Below are 17,456 nucleotides of genomic sequence, written 5' to 3'. Positions count from 1 at the left end.
GTTATGCCTGATGAACGGCCTTATGGATATATGTCCGCCACGATATTGATCGGTTTTCGTTACGATCCGCCCGTACCGCCGCGGGCGCAGTGCGGCGGCACGGGGGCGGGCGTTACTGGAACGGATTGCCCGAATACGATGGCGCGGTATAGCCCGCGGGCGGCACCACGTAATGCGGCGCGGTATAGGTGGGAGCATGGCTGGGGGCGCCGCCGAACGTGTCAGGCGCGGAAAGACCTTCCTGCGCGGGCGTGGAGCGGCTTGTGATGCCTGTGCCTGTGCCTGTGCCTGTGCCTGTGCCTGTGCCTGTGCTGATATCTGTCGGGGTGGTTTGCAGGGGCGGGTAATCCGGGGTGGCCGCAGGGACCGCGCTGCCCGCGCCACGATAGCCATAGGCCGGATCGCCGCCGGTGGGGAGGCGGCCGGCAGGTGCGGCAAGCGCCCCGGTGGGGTCATAATCGCTGGCGGAATAGCGGCCCACGCAGTTCTTGCCACGCTCGGCGGTGTGGATGGCCTCAAGCTGGCCCTTCAGTTCACCAATTTCCTTGTGCCTGTCACCGCCTGCGCTGCCCACGGGCACGCCGATCAGGGCCACCCCCCATGCATCGGACTGATGCATACGGCGCTGGTGCATCTCGGCTGAGGCGAGGTTTTGCGTATCCATCTGGTCCATCTGGGCCAGTTGGGCGCAACTCTGGCGCATGAAGGGTTCGGGGCTGGTATATTGTGCGCTGATATCCGATGGATTGGCGGCGCATCCGGCCATACCCAGAACACTCAGGCACAGGAGAATCTTTTTCATAGGTTTCCTGTCAGTCGGTCAATGTTACCTCATGTAACAGACACCGGACGGTCAACCCCACAGGAAAAATCGGGTAGCTGTGTGTCAAAACCTGTCCGCCGGTACCGGATGAAGCGTAAGGCTAGCTCCGTTTTTTTGGCGTTAACAGGTAAGGGCCATGGCGCGGTATTCGCATTATTGTGATCATGTTCGCAACAGAAGCGGCCGGGGTGCTGCGGCATTCAGGCGCAGGGCAGTTGCCCGTGCCAATCATGATCGATGTGTTATCGACGCCAGCCAGCGCGTTGCAAAATCCTGTTGCTGCTTTACCGTTCCTATCCTGTCGGGCGGGGCATAATCAAATATATCGACGATATTTTCTCTGTCCGCCTGTTCTCCATGCCTGACGACATAGACTTTCCTGCCGCCGCTCATGTTTCTGGACATGCCTGATGCCATGACATCGGGGCGGGCGCCGATGCAGAGGAAACATATTCCCGCTTTTTCAAAATCAAGTCGCATGGTCTGGAATGCCGAAAAAAGGTCAGGTGCTTCATATCGTCTGGCCCATTTTTCCGGATGGATGATATTCACAAACCATGGGTATTGTGTGGAAATTTCCAGAATAATGTTCTTTGCACTCCCATTTTCTGTAATTGCTTCTATCTTTCGGTGTTCAATCATGAAGTATATCCTTAATTGAAAATGAATTTTTCATATTAAATCTGCGGGAGAAGTGCATTGGTCAAGGTTGGTGATGTTTTTTACATCAATACGACAAAAGGAAGAGGTTATTTTCAGTATGTAAAGCATTACCCCCGATTTTCATATCTTATCCGCGTTTTTGAGGGGATCTACCCTGATGAAGACCAGAATATAGCCGGTATAGTTCACTCTCCCGTTGCTTTTCTGATATTCTTTCCACTCGGCGCCGCGGACAGACGAAAGTTGGTTCATAAATGCGGGCATGTTCCGCTTGATGAAGAAGGGCAGAAAATACCTGTCTTTCGCAACGGTGTTCCCGATCCTCAAACAAACAGGGTCGAGGTATGGTGTTTTTCAGATGAAGAGAAGGAATGGTTTGTCGAAAACATTACCGATGAACAGCGTAAACTTCCCCTTAAGATGATCGCGAATGCGGCTTCCCTGATATACAAGATAGATAATGGCTGGAGGCCGGAGAACCATCCGTGGTAACGGACGGAATATTGTATGATCCGTAATTGAAATTCCTGGAAAAGATGAATGACGGGCCAGTCTGGCTTTGAATGAAAACGGGTAAGGCCGGAGGCGGCGGCGCAGCATGTCCACCAGAAATATGAAGGTGACTGCAAGGCACGCAAGTATGTTTTTATTTTATTATAAGCAGTATTTTTTGAGGTTGATATGGTAAAGATTGGAGATATTTTTTATATGGATACCAATAAGGGCAGGGCATATCTGCAATACATAAAGCGTGTTAAAAATTTTGGGTGGATGATCAGGGTTTTTTCCGGGTTTTATACCGAAAATTATCCTGACGCCGCAGGAGTATCAAAATATCCCGTAGTATTTCTGACGTTCTATTCAATATTTTCGGCTGTCAGACACAGGCTGGCCCATAAAATCGGGCACGTTCCACTTGATGCGGAAAGTCAGAAAATACCGATATTTCGTTACGGCATACCCGATCCCAGAACAAAAAAAGTTCCTGTCTGGTGCTTCTGGGATGGCGACAAGGAGTGGGCTGTTGAAAACATACTGATGAACAGCGTAAACTTCCCATAAAATGGATAGTCAATTATGCCTCTTTGAAAGAAATGATAGAAGATGAATGGCGACCTGAAAAATGCCTGTGGTGATTGAAAATAAACCATTATGAACATAATTCTGTCTTTATATACCGCAGGATAGGAAAACAGACAGTGTCTGATACACCGCACGCCGCCCCCGCACCCATCGTTGTGGTGGCCCATCTCAATGCCCGCCTCCAGCCAGTCCAGCGCGGCCACTTTTTTGAAGATCCGCTTGATGCCATCCTTAAAAAGATGGGCATTGGTGCCGTGACGGGTGGTGGCACGGCCCTTGCCCCTGACCCGGTTGGCGTTTCAGCCTGCGATGTGGAGATTGCCGTAAAGGATGGCTCGGAAACCGTGCTGAAACAGGTCATGCAGGCGCTTGACCAGCTTGGCGCGCCCAAGGGGTCGGAACTGCGCCTGCCGGGCAGCGCTGCACCCATCGCGTTTGGCGTGATGGAAGGCATGGCCATTTTCTTGAACGGCACTGACCTGCCAGCCGAAACCTATGCCAGGTCTGACATTAACAAAACCATTGAGGCTCTGGCTGCGGCACTCGACCAGACAGGAGAACTGCGTGGCTACTGGGAAGGGAACAGCGAAACGGCGCTCTATTTCTATGGCAGTCGTTTTGCGGCCATGAGGGCGGCGATTGCCGATCATATCCAGTCCGATCCCCTTTGCGCCCGGTGCCGCATTGAGCAGATTGCATAAGCGCAATGGGATGCGTGTCTGTATCCTTGGTAAAAATGATACCCGGCTATGAAGCCAGCCCCTGAAAAAAAGCTTCAGATGACGCAGCCCGCATAAACGTCAATGCACATTGCACAAGGCCGCTTCGGGTCTTGCGCCTTACCGCCCCGGCTGGTCGGTGGCGTAATCGCTGATGCCCCACAGCCGGTCATGCACGGCGCGGTAATAGGCGCGTTCATCATACAGTGGCACGTCAAGATTCAGGTCACGTGCGGTCAGGCGGCCAATGGCGGCAGTGGCCTGATAGGACGAGATCACAAGATTGCCCGCGCTGTGTACTAATGCAATCTGGGCCTGGAGCAGGGTTTCCTGCTGCTGCAACACGGAAAGCGTCGTGGTGGTGCCGACCATGACCTGCCGCTGCATGCCGTGCAGGGCGGTGGCATCGGCCTCAACGGCAGCGCGGTTGCTTTCTATCGCCGCGCGGTTGGCCTGCATGCGCTGCCAGCTTGCCGCGGCGAGTTGCACGGCGGCACGGCGCTTTACATCCACCGTATGGCTGGCCTCATTGGCCTGCTGGCGGGCCATGCGCACGGCGGCATATTCACTCCCGCCCTGATAAAGCGGCATGGAGGCGTTGACGAGGGCGTATTTGTTATTGTTGAGCGAGCGGCCCTCATCTTGGTTGATGCCGTGCATATAGGCCGCCTGCGCGCTGACCGTGGGCATGAGGGCGGCAAAGGCCACGCCCACGGCATCCTTTTTTGCCGCCTCGTCAAACAGGGCGCCAATCACGTCCGGGTTGTTCTGCACGGCCTGCGTCATGGCATCCTGCTCGGTATGAAGGGGCAGGACAAGGGGCTGCGGCGGGGCAAGATCATCGGGCGCGTCAACGCCCACCACCTGCCGGTAGGTGGCGCGATCGGCCTGCAGCGTGCCTTCGGCAAGTTGCCGCACCGCGCGGGCATTGGCCAGGGCGCCAGCGGCCTGCGCCACATCGGTGTGCGTGATCTCGCCGCCACGGGCACGGAGTTCGGTGGCATGAAGCTGGGCGGCGTAAACCTGCTCGTTATTGATGTCGATGCGCAGGATCTGTTCATCCTCCACCACATTGACATAGGCGCTGACCACATCGGAGAAGACCTGCTCCTCTGCCGCGATCAGCCGCGCGCGCTCGGCCATGACCGCATGGCGCGCCTTGTGCGTGCCAGCCGTGGTCTTGCCGCCGGTATAGATGGGCTGCGAGATGCTGACCCCGCCGGAATAGCCGGGGCTTTCATACCGGCGGGCATAGCCGCTTTCCCCCGATGTCGGCTCCATGCGCATCAGGCCGGAATAATAGGACATGCTCGCCGTGCCCGTAATCGTGGGCCGCCAGCCGCCCAGGGCCTGGGGCACCTGCTCATCGGTCGCGCGCAGGGTGGCGCGTTCCTGCCGCAGCACCGGATTGCCCAGATAGGCGGCGGCGAGTGCTGCGCTCAGCGTGCGTGGGCTGTCTGTCGCCTGCGGCACGCGCGCCAGCGCCGTGCCGCAGCATAAAAGTGCCGCACTCCCTGCACCGATCGCCCAGTTTCCCTTCATGTCCGCCCCTGCCAGCCTGATATGCCAGGCGAACGCCTTACCGTCCGCCCCCGCCCGTTCTAGCCGCAGGATATTGCAGGGGGGTTAACCGCCTAGAACACGAAGGCGGGGGCAGGGGCCAGTTCAGGCAGCACGGGCACGGCGGCCTCGAACAGGGGCTGCACTGCACTGCCCTGCGCTGTCGCGGCAATACGGCTGACCGATGTCACGCCCGATGGCGGGCAGATGGGGGCGATGATGCGCCCGCCCTCCGCGAGTTGTTCTACAATGGCCTGCGGCACCGTGCGCACCGCGCCATCAATAAAGATCAGGTCATACGGCGCCGAGGCTGGCGCGCCCCTGACCAGAGGCCCGTCGCACCACTGCACCCCGGGCGCGCAGGCAGCGCACAGGGCCTTGCCCATGGTGGCCAGTCGTGGCTCCGATTCGAGGGCGGTGACATGCAGTTCCAGCGGCATCGTGCCCAGCAGGGCAGCGAGGTAGCCCGTGCCCGCTGCAACCACCAGCACCCGCTCGCCATGGCGCAGGTCGGCCACCTGCAGCATGCGTCCTGTCACCCGTGGCTCGGTCAGGTAGCGTCCTTCGCCCAATGGCAGGTTCTGGTCGCAATAGGCGAAGGCCTGTAGCGCGTCGGGCACGGCGCGCTCACGTGGCACGGCGCGCATGGCGGCGATGATGACGGCACTGCCCACCTGCGAGGGGCGAATCTGGGCATCGACCATGCGCTGCCGGGCCGCGACAAAATCGAGTGGGACGTAATCGGCATCTGTCCTGTTCATAACGTTTCCTTGAAATACGCTGCCCCGCAGGGTGCTGAAGCCGCAACCCGGCCGGACGGGCGAAATTTTTTCCGGCTTTTTTGTATTTATGCGCCGCTTTGATCGGGAAACAACAGGAAGGCTGCACACAACGGCTTGACCTGAGAGGCATTTCAGCAGATATACCCCTTGCACCGTTAAGGTCTGGTGGCAGAATGGTGATGCAGCGGACTGCAAATCCGCGAATGTGGGTTCGATTCCCGCCCAGACCTCCAATATCTCTATAAATTGACAGCAATTCCAAAAGGTTAGGGTAAAAGCCATAAGATCCGCCCCTCTTGCGGCCCCTCTTCCTAACGGCACTCCCCGAGCAGTTTAATCCCGTGGAACATAAGAGCGGGAGTCGTTGACCCGCCTTACATCCCTGTCAATTATCCATGCAAGCGATTCCGAGAATGCAAACCTGAGCAGGATTCGCATGAGTGTCCTGCCTGACAGGGATTCGTACGATTTATTTGAATGGGCTGGATTGCCGGGGCGTGGCCCTTTCTCATGGAAGAAAGAGGCGATCACAGAAAAGACATCAGGCGTCTATATCGGGCGTGCAAAAAAGTTAAATAGGCGACTCGGGCCATTCATCCGGCACATATCCGGGCGGCGCTGTCCTCATAAGGGAGGGGCAACCATAATTCCTCTCGAAAAATTAGGGACAGAATTGCTGATATTTTACGTTCCATTCGAGTGTTTCGTTAGTCAAAAAAGGCTATTTTGAAGCAAACAACAGAAACAAAAATAATACATATGAAATATTAGAGTTAAATAAGAATTAGTATAAATACAAAAATGGGATTATATTGTTTAGGTTGACGGTTAGCCATGGCCGGATACGTCTGTGTCACCTCGTAAGAGGTGGTTTCCTACCCCTCCGCTACTCAACCCAGCGGAGGGGTTTTTATATCGGCGCTACGCTGGATCGACCGGGGCAATCAGGTCGGCAAACCGCTGTTGCACCTGCTCCCGGGCCTTGTCCGTCTTTAGGTTCCCAGCCCCGTTTAGCGCCTCAAAGGCAGAGGGCGTGAGCTGGCTAAGGTTGCCTGAGATTGTGTTCCAAGTGATCCCCGCACGACCGGTTGCGCCGAGGGCGTGAGTCTCTCGTACGGCTTCAAGGTATTCAGCCCACAGCGACTTAGCCCGCTCCCATACGTCCGCCTGCTCGGCCGACAGGATAGCCCCTGCTTCCTTACGGATAGCTTCGTCCGCGTCCTGCATGGCCGCATCTGTAACTGCCCGCTCAGCGCTCAGGGACTGCGCCCGCTTGGTTGCCGCCGCCAGTAGGGTATCAATTTCCTGAACCCGCTCGTACTGCCTCGATAGCGCAGCCGGAAGGTATATCGTTGTCTCCCCGGCCTCCATGGCGTCCAGACGGATGTTATTTACCTGCTCCTGGACCTCGGAGAGAGATTCCTTTTCGGCCTTGAGCCGCTCAAGGAGCGCCCCGGCTTTGCGCTGCTTGGCGCCGACTTCGTCCAGTGCCTTTAGGACGTCATGGCGGCGGTTCTTGGCCGCAGCCAGCTTAATTTCTAGTTCGTTCATGATTTGTTCCAGTATTCTTTATTGCGTCGGATCATGTCCTGCAGCCGGTTTGCATCGGCTTCGGCCTTGCGGCGGAGGGTGTCTCTCAAGAGGGCTTCCCGGTCTGCGCCTTCGTCCGAAGGGGGTGCGTTAACCTCGGCCGCGCGGTCCTGCTGTTTCTTTTGGACCAGCCCTACCGGGGGAAGGCCAGCCCGATCGCTAGGCGGCCGGACAGAGGCACGGGGATCAGCCAGAGGCATCCGTATCGGCTTATCCTTGGTTCGGGCACGAGGCCGAGGGGCAGGCCGGGGACGGGGCTTGGCAAAGCTCCTGCCACCCGACCGGGGGAATTTGAATGCCATGGGGTGCCCTTTAAACGAACCCATCAAGGAAGGACCGGCGTCCACCCTCAAGGGCTACAAGGTTGCGGCGGACAGCGTTCTGCCACGCGATATACTGGTTGTTATCGTGCTGGGTGAACTCGGCATCTCGCAGGACCAAGTTATCGAGATAATGCAGCCGGGTCAGAAGCATGGCCGTACGCTCGATTAGCAAGCGCTGGCCTACGACAAGCACGCCCCCATGGTCGTCCGTCAGTTCCTTGACGTAACGGCGGTACCTACGGGCCGGGGCACTTCGGCCATCAGCGATCAAACGGGCATCGCTTTTTGTGTATGGTCCCACCACATCGGTGGTCATTTTCTTTTCTCCGCAAATACAGAAATAATGAAAGCCCCCTAACCTGTCGGTAACAGGGGCTTAACTAGGGTGTATTTTAGCGGGTTATTGTTTTCATTTAATAGCTCTATCATTCGGTAATGATATATTTGTTTTCCATTTATGCCAATCATTTTGACATTTTAGTAGGTCGCAGGGAAAAAGTTGGCGTAAGTATTACCGCAAAATGGGTTTCTTTGGTCTAGGAATGGCGGCCAAGGGGTTGAGGCTATAATTCGCCATGTCAAGCTTGACTGCCCCAAAACAAAATGCTCGTTACTTGCCCAAAGAAGGGCAACAGCGATGCAAGATTTATCTGAAGAAGCAAAAAATATTTGTCAGAACATCTACGAAGAAACTCGCAAATACTATTCTGAAATTACTGGAACGCTTGGTGAATACGCCCTCGGTTTTCGTATCCTGTATGGGCCGCCTGTAATTGATGCTCCATTTTTGTTCATCGGGTATCAACCGGGTGGCCGAGGGATTGACTGTGCGGAACACCACGATACATGGCCAGAGGTCAGCGACTATGTGATCCAAAATTGGCCTCTCGCCAAACAAGTTCGTTCTATTTGGGGCCTTGATATTGTTGAACGCTGCACCGGGCTCAACGTAATCTTTTTCCGTGCACCCAGTGTTGCCGCATGGAATAAAATAGCCAAGCCTCTTCGGCAGCAACTTGAGAATTTTAGTCGACAGCATGCCGAGCAAATAGTGCGGACACTCCGGCCGAAGTGTTTAATTGTCATTGGTCTCGGAACATTCGATTGGCTGACTGAAGGTCAGCCATCCCTATATGGAGAGAAGGGCCGGGTGCTGACACGTAAAGGCACCTTATGGGACTGTGAAGCGATTGGAACAGTTCATCTGAGCGGTTCCAGAATAAGCAGGGCAGACCGAGAGCACTTGAGAGCATACTTTGCGGCCATACAGACACCTTAAGCTCCACAGCAGACACAGGAAGGACATGCGCCATAAGGCGCTACCCCTTACCGACGCCTGGAGCAAAAGGATGCCAAAGGCGATACATGAGTCTATTGCAGAGATACCTTATGTCGGACCGTTTTGACGATGCGGGCCATAGCCTTGTTTTCCGCCTCAGTTGGGATGGGGCCGGGATAGCGATACTGGTCGGGAACTGCCTCAGCCAAGAAGTCCCGGATAACTGAAAAAAAGGTGGCTCCCCGAGCCGTCAGGTTGCCGATGGTCTCCCCAAGTAGCCGGTAATAAATCGGAATTGCTTCCATGAGAGCATCTTCAGCACGGTAGGGATCATGATCCCATATCTCCGGATTTTCGAACACATAACCTGCTGCGTCCAAGATCATTATTTCTTCGGCTGTGAATTCATACATCCGCATCGGGTGCGGGCCACTGGTGGTGGTCCAAGGCATTTAATGCTCTCCTCTTGCCACAGAGTATTTTACTACGAGAGCTACCATAACGAAATGATCGCTATTAGGCGGCTATGTCCCAAAATTCGGGGTCATGCCGGATAAAATCCGGGAGATCTGCGGGGTTTAGCTCCATCCACGGGAACGGTGCGTCGGGTTTTTCGGCGAACTCAGGCCAAGAGGCCGGGTTATCATTGGGCGAGTCAGCCGGGGATGGTTCCAGATAGACCGGAAGGGATGGCATCGAAGGCTGCTTGGGGTGCGTAACCGGGGTTACTATTATAAGAGAATTAGACTTCCGCACCCCATCCCACCGGCGAGCTGCGGCTTCTTGCAGGAAACTAATCCCTGTCACTGTGTAGGGTTTTGCTCCTGACTTCCCATTGTCCCTTACCTTAACCGTCAGCCCAAGCCGCTCAAAAATGTCCTTCAATTCATCGCCAAGCCGTCGACGCTTCGCATCTACCCGCCATCTCACTGACACGATCCCAAGGTGCGCCATCAGGAATCGTTCATCCCAAGCCCGGTCCGTGATATCCTGTGCATCTTTCTTACTGAGCCGCATCCCTTCTTTCAGGTCCATCCCGGCAAGAATACGTCGGTAGGCTTCCCGTGTCTGGCTCCACAGCTTTCGCTTCGAAATAGTCATCTCCCCGCGATCCGGCACCTCTTTTCCCATGACCGACGCCATGCGGTCCAGCACACTTGTCCCTCGGCCATGGTCCCACAGCGCAATGGTTGTGTCATCAAGATCGGCGACATTAAGCTCTTGTCGAATGCGAAATGCCTCAATCTCATAGCGTTGCTCTTCAATCAGTCCTTCCGTTTGCTTCAACTCATTGAAACGGCTTTCCCCGATGATTGCTGCATTGTGCACCCCGCGAATATAGGCCGCCTCACTCTCCAGCCGGAGGGCCTTGCGTTCGTCTGCCAGCACTGCATTCGTCCCGGCATCACCCTTCCGGATGGAAGCGCCCATCTCTTCTAATATCCAGAGAAGGCCGTTGCCGAAGTCTGCCTTACTGTTGGCGTCATCAACTGAGACCTCCGACCGGAACGTGTCATAAGAAAGAACAGTTACCCCAGCTAGTAGTGCCGCTTCCCGCTGTCCTTTCATGATGCCTTCAAGGTCATCGCGCTGTCTGAGATTATTGATCTCCGGAAGCGATACGACCAGTTTTTTCAGATAGCGGACTCGCCGCATCATCTGTGCTGCATCTGCTGGGGTTGCGGTGTAACCTGCCCCAATAAATACCCCAAGGGTGAAATGTTCATTCTCTCCATGTTCAATGGAAATTCCAGAACTAATCACCGGAGAGTGTACAACTACATCATATTTCCGGCTTTCGTTCTCCGGAGAAAGGAGAAAAGCTTCCTGATTCCGGTTGAATTTATTTTCTGCCCAGATTCCCAATACTTTTTGCCCTCGATTTGCAAGATGTTCTGTCAGGGCCTTGGCTTCTTTTACGCTCTCGCACGAGACCCAAATCCGTTCGCCCGCCTCCAACTCAGCATCTATTCGGCCCCAAATGGCTGACGCGGCACCTTGACCATTATGCACGAGATATTCGACGTCCAGTTCAGGCCGCTTTTCCGGGATTACATCAATGATACGGAAGGTTTCTCCTGGCCTACACTCTTCAAGAAATCGTACTGTCCGGGCATCTGCACCCGCATCTGCTGCAACCACGCACTTTGCCTGCCGGACCACATCCTTCAGAGCATTGTAAATAGCCCGGTCATTGATATCTGAGGCAAGAAACCGAAGAACCTGTGACACTTCGTCTATAAAAATATACTCGCAGGCATTCCTTACTCCGGAAAACCGCGACTTTTTTAATGACGGGAGGCATGTTGCCAGATTGCTCTCTTGTCCATCCGCATCTTTATAGTAGGCGACGTCAAGAACACCGGACAGGCTTCCGGTGAGCGTGACCCTATGGCATAGAGCAATGAATCCCGGCTTCTGTGTCCGTATCCCGTCGCCCAGAGGATCGGGCATTTCAAGCGGAGGCCGACTCTTTACCCAGTCAGCGAACCGTCGGCCTACGACCTTGGTTTTGCCCAACCCCATGGGCGCACGCAAAATAATGACGCCCCGGTAATCCTCCCCAGTCAGATTGGGTAAAGTCGCCCGTTCTTCGTAATGATGTTTCTTCTGCGCTTCAGGCGGAATGCTCATGGTGCTGAGGATGAACGCCTTACGCTCGGCCACAAGCTTTCCGACCCACGTTCGCGCCACAGGACTGCCTTGCGCGGCACTATCTATGTCTGCAAGGAAAGGAACCCGTCGGGACAACATACCGGCCTTTTTCCAATCAACGATCACTGCGTTGCGGGGCTTCTTAATGCCCGTGTCCAACCCGTTACGGACGGCTTGTATGGTCTCTCCCAAAGGCAACCCGGTCGCAATTCCCGCTGCAATCAGCTTTTCCTCGGCAAAGGCGCGGTTGATCTCTTTGCCACCGACAAGTTCGCCGATACCTGCGGAACAGGCAAACACCCGGTTGTTGCGTCCTCCTTCAGCGGTATCCGTGATGCGGGCAACCGCCGCGTCGAGTTCCTGGAGTGCCGCTTCTGTGGCTCCGGTCCGTTCGACATGGGCCTTCTCTGCATCGCTCAGTTCACGGAGGGGCATTACTTCCCGTTGAGGGGCCGGGGCTGCCTCTGCTGTGTGCAGAGTATCGAACTGCGCTTCTGTGATACGCCCCGCTTCGGCCGTTTTGAGGAACTGGTAGAGTGATAATCCACGACCGTCCTGTCCAACAGCATAGCGTGTCCCGTGCTCGGCATCGAAATAAGGCATATTGAGCCAGTTGCCGATATTGGGGACAGCTTGCTTGGGAAATACCTCTGTTTCGATGGGCCAGCCTAAATCAGAGACCATACCTTTTAGTTTGGCCATTACCTTTCCGGCATTTATCGGCTCACTGAAAAAGAAGAGGATATGTGCGCCACCGGACTTTGACCGGCAAACAATCCCGGGGAGGTTCCTTTCTGCCAGCGCCTTTACGATATCCGCGTGGATCATATCGTATTTGTCGATATCGATACCGGCCCAATGACAGGTACCTGTCGGCATAACAGGGATGACGCCCAAGGGCCTTGTTCCATTGAGATGCTGCTGCCAGAGATCGGCTGTCGGACCAGATGTCGTAATAGTCCGGGCGGTGCCCTTGATCTCGACTTTCTGCCCGATAGGAGTTGGCTCGGAGGCCGCCGCCATATAGGTACCGTGTCCAGCATCATTGCCAACGAACAGACGGAACATCCGCTCAGCATCACTAAGATTTGGCTTGTGCTCTTGGGCTGTATAAAGTATATTCATTCTTGACTATTCGCTATTTTTACTGAATTTAAAACCCCTCTTGTTGTCGCAGGAGGGGTTTTGTTTTTGATGTCATAGAATTATGATATCTAATCTACGAAAATATCTCATTATTACTTAATGGACCGACGAGCGATCCGGGTGCCGGTCGCATCAGGCTGATCCCTGCGTGATTCAAAATAAGCCTCAACCTCGGCAATCTTGATCCGTCGTGCTCGGCCAATCTTGCACGACCCGAAGGCCCCGGCGTTCAGCAACCGATGCACGGTGGCCTCGCTGATAGAAAAGGCTGCCATGATGCCGGGGATAGAAGCATAGACAGGCCTCCCAGTCTGCTCGATCATATCACATCTCCATCGATATTATCACTCTGTAGCTAGTATAATTCGGATGGTCAGTGACATGCCATTCATTTTTACATTGTTTTACACGGTCAATTACTTTGCACGATCACGCAATGCCTAAATGAAGCAAGCGGGCGTCATAGCAGACCACTGGGATCGGTAGGGCGGCGGCCGAGGGCTTATGCTCCAGTTGTGTCCAAAAGGACACCAGCGGTCTGGAAAGCCGTCTGTCGGGTGTGAAATGCTGACACGCGCTAGCCTGAGAATGGCGCTGGCAGTATAATTATTGAGGAAGGAACGAAGACGATGAAGAAAACGGAGATTAGCATAGACACGCCGTTGGATGATTTGGCTACTATGAAATGGTCGGGATGGTTGTCATACCCAGACGCAACTCGTATTGATCAGGTTGTTGTAAGAGTAAGACATATTATTGGTCAGGAGTGGGCTGCTGACGGGGATTTATATGAAGTGTACTTCAATAAGTGCGGCGACGACGGAATAGATAAAATCTTGGTAGCGGAAATTAAAGACCAAGGCACGACGAAAGCCCCAGTTTTTTATTATCGATATAGAGTAAAAAATATCTGACTACTCCCTCAACGTCGTTAACATGACACAAGCTATCGAGTGATCGGAGGGGCTAACCGGGGTTACTATTATAAGAAAATTAGACTTACGCCCCCCATTCCACCGGCGTTGTCATGGCCCGCTACACCACCTCTCCCAGTCATCCATCATCTGTCGCCGCTTGGCGAACAGGTCACCTCTCCGGTAGGCGGCCTCAACCTTGTCGCCGATAGCATGAGCCAGTGCCATCTCAGCCACCTCGCGGGGGTAATCAGTCTCCTCGGCAGCCCAGTCCCTGAAGGTCGACCGGAGGCCATGCACAGTTACGTCCTTAGTCCCGGCTGCAATATGGAGCGCTTTTGAAACGGCGACGTCGGATAGGGGCTTGCCCGCTTTTTGTCCCGGGAAGATGAAATCACCGTGTCGCTGATCCCGGAGCGCCATGACTTCCCGGAGGATTGCCATCGCAGTATCGCAGAGCGGCACACGGTGCTCCTTCGCTGCTTTCATCCGCTCTTTTGGAATGGTCCAGACGTGATTTTCAAGATCAATCTCGGACCAAACCGCCCCACGTGCTTCTCCCGACCGAGCTGCTGTTAGGCAGATAAATCGCGTCACCTTGGCTGCAATACCCTCCGATGTGGTAAGTGCTGCCATAACCCGAGGAACGTCCTTCCGATCAAGGGCTGCAAAATGGCCTGCCTGAGCCACCTTGCCGGGGGCTGGCAGAATGTTGGACAGGTGGCCGCGCCAACGGGCCGGATTCTCACCCTCCCGCCAGTTCTGTGTTTTTGCATAATCCAATATTCTTTCGATGCGACTTCGAACCCGGCTGGCGGTCTCAGTCTTTTCGGTCCAAATGGGACGTAGAACGGCCAGCACATCATCCGTATCTATGGCCGATACGGGTTTCTGACGCAGGATTGGGTAAGCGTGCTTTTCTAATGATGAGCGCCAGAGAGCGGGCCACCGCTCATCACGCCATCCTGCGCTCTGTTCGGTGATATAGCGCCCCGCCAGTTCTTCAAAGCTGATGCCACGTTCCCGCTTACGCTGGGCTTTCTCATCGCTCCGGTTGTCTATCGGGTCGATTCCCTCCCGCAGCAATATTCTGGCAGCAGAGGCAAGCTCACGAGCCTCAGCAAGAGAGATATCGTGGGTCGGGCCAAAACCCATCTCCCGACGCTTTCCGGTGACAGGGGACTTAAACCGGAAGGACCATGCTTTAGAACCGCCCCTCGCCACGACCCAGAGATTACCCCCGTCTGACAATGAGCCTTCCTTAAGCGCGTCAACCTGCCGTGCTTTTAGCCTATGTGGTGCTACCTTCATTAACCTATCTTGCCCATCTTGCCGCCCCTCTTAAATTACGCTTTCCCTAGATAGCTTGAGATAGGACTTGACAGCCAGAAAATAATTTTCCTATTGAAATCAATTAACTTAAGGCTGTTTGAGCATGCCTCAGCTAGGACCGTTAAGTGGCCGCCCAGACCTCCAATCCTTCCCTGACAGGGGAGGGCAGACGTTGGCATAACTCCCGAAAATCTGTCGTTTTCTTCCCTCTGGCTGTGGCAGCCGATGGCAGGGAGAGGTGCCGAATGACAGGCATGTGGGGGTATCGATGCTGACCGATGCCGTCATCCGGCGCGCAAAGCCCCAAGAAGTTTCATGTAAACTGCAAGACGCGGACGATCTTCATTTTTTTATCAAGCCACATGGATCGTGACCTCCGGGTGGCGAACCTGTGCCGGATCGCGGGTGGGCACAGGGCATGGATGCCGTACCGGATGCGTGTCCTGCCCGTATAAGGTAGTGCTCCGATCCTTCCGGTATTCTGAAAGAGGCTTGCATCGTCTTATCTGCCTGTTCTGCTCGTGGAGATGACAGAACGGGATGGAGGCAGAATGAATGACCAGCCCGAGAATGCGCGAAGCGCGGCAGCCCCTGATATATTCAAGAACTGCAGCAAGAAGGCTATGTTGGAATCGCTGCCGTGTTACAAAGTAACTACGTAACATTTCGCAATAAAATTCATACTGTTCCGCCATTCTCAAGCTCCCTAGATTGCCCTCCGTTGTGTTTATGAACGGGATGGAATGGGCTGATTTCAATATTGAAACTAAAAATATGAAATCAATAAAGTAATGTTCTTTGCAAGATGTCGGAAGAAGATGCCTTGATAAAAAAGTTTATTTTTTTATTAAATAAAAATAAATCAGATGCACTTTTTTGGTTATGGCTCCTGCTTCCGTTAATGGCATGCTTTCGGGGTGTACATCCCATACAGAGAAGCTTATTTATCTTAATCCCGATCGTAGCAATAATAAATAGAAAGTCTGTACTTTTATTTTTATCCACAATATTGATTTTTCTGCTCCCTGGCGCCCTGTTTTATGAAGGTATTTCTGGCGTATCGCCAGGAACCGATCTTTGGCTGATTCTGTTTTATTGCAGTGTGCCGGTTGCTTTTGGTTATGTAAAATCTGTTATATTGTATATAATAATATGGTGTATTGTTTGTATTTCTATTGGATATCTCTGTATATGGGTTTCGTGGGGAAAGGGGCCTATCTTCAGGTCAAAAATTCTACGAATTCTGCTTTGCCTGCCGCTCATTTTTCCTATAATTAAAATACATAAAAATAAAACAAATTTTTTTCATGAAGTTTTTTATACGCCTTATGGTGATATAAATAAATATTTTTCAAATTTATTTCCATGGAGTATATTTTCTGGATATTTAGATGCAAAATTTGAGGTTGCCCGCATCACGAAAGAGGAGGAAAATTTGAACCACGCCTCCCTGCACATTACTTATCCGGAAAAATACCAGAATAACCATACTGTTGTTCTGGTTCTGGGAGAAAGCGGGCGGCGTGACCACCATCATCTGTTCGGTTACAAGGTTCCTGACACACCCATGCTGGACCAGGAAAAGGACCTTTTGGCTTTTTCCGACATGATCACGCCCTTTGATTATACAATCGGATCAGTGCCCGTTATCCTGTCACGTTATGACCGGGTCATGGATCATTCGATCCTGCATCCTGATCTGATGACCATTTTCAATGCGGCGGGGTACGAGACATACTGGATCAGCAACCATCCACGGCTTGGTCCTTATGACAGCATGGTCAGTCTGTTTGCCTTCCATGCCAAACATAGCAAGTATGTAACCGAAGGCAACGGTGTGATGAGCCGACCTCATCTGGATGGAGAAATGTTGCCTTACGTAGAAAAAGCCATGAAAGAACAGGTCGGCAACAAGCTTATCGTGGTGCACATATATGGAAGCCATGAGTTGTCCAGCGATCGATACCCGTCTGCATTTTCGCGTTTTGATGATCCGTACGATAATAGTATCCTGTACTCAGATTACATCATATCACAGGTGCTGGACATGGCTCGCGCCCAGAAGGGAGAGACAACCTTCTTCTATGTGTCGGATCATGGATTGCGTGTTAACGAATGTGTCCCCGGCGCATATCACGGAGATATCCGGCAGAGCTATGAAGTGCCCTTCCTCGCATGGTTCTCCCCTGAATGGATCGATAAGCATCCGGCTGAATACGCGGCGGCCAAAAGTCACCTCAACACGCCAATGACTACCCATGTCCTGTCAGATACGATAGCTGACTCGGCAGACCTGCGCTTTTCAGATTTTGATCCTGCCCTGTCCATTTTTTCTCAGTCATTGAAGTCATCGACCAGGGTCATTCATTCCGATCAGTCCAGTTCGGTCATTGATTACGATCACAGTCATAATAGCTTGACCTGCCACGTCATGGCTGATGATAATGCCAGTCGATAAGGGTAGGAAAAGGACTTTTTTCAAAGTCACACTTCCATCCCGTGCAGCCCCGGGCACGACTGTTCCTGCCCGCATGGACAGGTAAGCCGCCCCGCAGGCCACGTGCACCGCTGCCGAACCGGAACGTGG

The 17,456-nt window shown here is 53.6% G+C and carries 16 protein-coding genes and 1 tRNA gene; 8 read left to right on the top strand and 9 right to left on the bottom strand.

Translation table 11 applies throughout. The annotated features are described in order from the left end of the window. Nucleotides 1-112: 112 nt before the first annotated feature. Together HNW77_RS06455 and HNW77_RS06450 are read right to left on the bottom strand one after the other, a co-directional pair. Nucleotides 113-802, bottom strand: a complete 690-nt coding sequence (locus HNW77_RS06455; protein WP_172156212.1) for a hypothetical protein — start codon at nucleotides 800-802, stop codon at nucleotides 113-115. 249 nt (nucleotides 803-1,051) lie between these two features. After that, the gene (locus HNW77_RS06450) at nucleotides 1,052-1,465 is read right to left on the bottom strand and encodes a hypothetical protein (protein WP_172156210.1); all 414 of its coding nucleotides are present in this window, start codon (nucleotides 1,463-1,465) and stop codon (nucleotides 1,052-1,054) included. A 57-nt stretch (nucleotides 1,466-1,522) separates the two neighbouring features. Here HNW77_RS06450 and HNW77_RS06445 point away from each other — a divergent pair, with 57 nt between their 5' ends. The 3 genes from HNW77_RS06445 to HNW77_RS06435 all read left to right on the top strand — a co-directional run bounded on the left by HNW77_RS06445 (nucleotide 1,523) and on the right by HNW77_RS06435 (nucleotide 3,270). Next, entirely contained in the window at nucleotides 1,523-1,978 is a 456-nt protein-coding gene (locus HNW77_RS06445; RefSeq protein WP_172156208.1) for a hypothetical protein, read from the top strand. A 216-nt stretch (nucleotides 1,979-2,194) separates the two neighbouring features. Beyond that, entirely contained in the window at nucleotides 2,195-2,548 is a 354-nt protein-coding gene (locus tag HNW77_RS06440; RefSeq protein ID WP_172156206.1) for a hypothetical protein, read from the top strand. Nucleotides 2,549-2,685: 137 nt separating this feature from the next. Continuing rightward, entirely contained in the window at nucleotides 2,686-3,270 is a 585-nt protein-coding gene (locus HNW77_RS06435; RefSeq protein ID WP_172156204.1) for a hypothetical protein, read from the top strand. Between the two features lie 138 nt (nucleotides 3,271-3,408). Here the strand turns inward: HNW77_RS06435 and HNW77_RS06430 are convergent, their stop codons facing one another. Next, a complete protein-coding gene (locus HNW77_RS06430) occupies nucleotides 3,409-4,830 on the bottom strand; it encodes a TolC family outer membrane protein (RefSeq protein WP_172156202.1) in 1,422 nt (473 codons plus the stop codon). A 92-nt stretch (nucleotides 4,831-4,922) separates the two neighbouring features. After that, nucleotides 4,923-5,609: a protein-L-isoaspartate O-methyltransferase family protein gene (locus HNW77_RS06425; RefSeq protein ID WP_172156200.1), complete on the bottom strand. Its 687-nt coding sequence runs from the start codon at nucleotides 5,607-5,609 to the stop codon at nucleotides 4,923-4,925. A gap of 180 nt (nucleotides 5,610-5,789) precedes the next feature. On the opposite strand from HNW77_RS06425, the gene HNW77_RS06420 reads away from it, so the two are divergent. Then, nucleotides 5,790-5,863, top strand: a tRNA-Cys gene (locus tag HNW77_RS06420). A 688-nt stretch (nucleotides 5,864-6,551) separates the two neighbouring features. On the opposite strand, the gene HNW77_RS06415 is transcribed toward HNW77_RS06420, so the two are convergent. Beyond that, the gene (locus HNW77_RS06415; RefSeq protein ID WP_172156199.1) at nucleotides 6,552-7,181 is read right to left on the bottom strand and encodes a hypothetical protein; all 630 of its coding nucleotides are present in this window, start codon (nucleotides 7,179-7,181) and stop codon (nucleotides 6,552-6,554) included. Nucleotides 7,182-7,520: 339 nt separating this feature from the next. Here HNW77_RS06415 and HNW77_RS06410 point away from each other — a divergent pair, with 339 nt between their 5' ends. Both HNW77_RS06410 and HNW77_RS06405 read left to right on the top strand, forming a co-directional pair. Then, complete coding sequence (locus HNW77_RS06410; RefSeq protein WP_172156197.1) at nucleotides 7,521-7,712, top strand: hypothetical protein; 192 nt, start codon at nucleotides 7,521-7,523, stop codon at nucleotides 7,710-7,712. Nucleotides 7,713-8,180: 468 nt separating this feature from the next. Further along, complete coding sequence (locus HNW77_RS06405; protein ID WP_172156196.1) at nucleotides 8,181-8,822, top strand: hypothetical protein; 642 nt, start codon at nucleotides 8,181-8,183, stop codon at nucleotides 8,820-8,822. Nucleotides 8,823-8,914: 92 nt separating this feature from the next. Here the strand turns inward: HNW77_RS06405 and HNW77_RS06400 are convergent, their stop codons facing one another. The 3 genes from HNW77_RS06400 to HNW77_RS06390 all read right to left on the bottom strand — a co-directional run bounded on the left by HNW77_RS06400 (nucleotide 8,915) and on the right by HNW77_RS06390 (nucleotide 12,946). Then, nucleotides 8,915-9,274 (bottom strand): hypothetical protein, encoded by a 360-nt coding sequence (locus HNW77_RS06400; protein ID WP_172156194.1) that lies wholly within the window; start codon nucleotides 9,272-9,274, stop codon nucleotides 8,915-8,917. Nucleotides 9,275-9,338: 64 nt separating this feature from the next. Continuing rightward, on the bottom strand, nucleotides 9,339-12,545 hold the full coding sequence (locus HNW77_RS06395) for a plasmid replication protein, CyRepA1 family (RefSeq protein WP_172156192.1): 3,207 nt from the start codon (nucleotides 12,543-12,545) through the stop codon (nucleotides 9,339-9,341). A 170-nt stretch (nucleotides 12,546-12,715) separates the two neighbouring features. Then, entirely contained in the window at nucleotides 12,716-12,946 is a 231-nt protein-coding gene (locus HNW77_RS06390) for a helix-turn-helix domain-containing protein (protein ID WP_196781826.1), read from the bottom strand. A gap of 306 nt (nucleotides 12,947-13,252) precedes the next feature. Between HNW77_RS06390 and HNW77_RS06385 the strand changes: the two genes are divergently transcribed. Then, on the top strand, nucleotides 13,253-13,537 hold the full coding sequence (locus tag HNW77_RS06385; protein ID WP_172156190.1) for a hypothetical protein: 285 nt from the start codon (nucleotides 13,253-13,255) through the stop codon (nucleotides 13,535-13,537). A 111-nt stretch (nucleotides 13,538-13,648) separates the two neighbouring features. Here the strand turns inward: HNW77_RS06385 and HNW77_RS06380 are convergent, their stop codons facing one another. After that, entirely contained in the window at nucleotides 13,649-14,848 is a 1,200-nt protein-coding gene (locus HNW77_RS06380; RefSeq protein ID WP_172156188.1) for a tyrosine-type recombinase/integrase, read from the bottom strand. 826 nt (nucleotides 14,849-15,674) lie between these two features. On the opposite strand from HNW77_RS06380, the gene HNW77_RS06375 reads away from it, so the two are divergent. Next, on the top strand, nucleotides 15,675-17,327 hold the full coding sequence (locus HNW77_RS06375; RefSeq protein WP_172156186.1) for a phosphoethanolamine transferase: 1,653 nt from the start codon (nucleotides 15,675-15,677) through the stop codon (nucleotides 17,325-17,327). Nucleotides 17,328-17,456 lie beyond the last annotated feature (129 nt).

This window comes from Komagataeibacter melomenusus (assembly GCF_013155395.1).
In the GTDB taxonomy this organism is placed as follows: Bacteria; Pseudomonadota; Alphaproteobacteria; order Acetobacterales; family Acetobacteraceae; genus Komagataeibacter; species Komagataeibacter melomenusus.
Note: the sequence above shows the minus strand (reverse complement) of the source record. Positions and strands in the feature narration are given on the sequence as shown.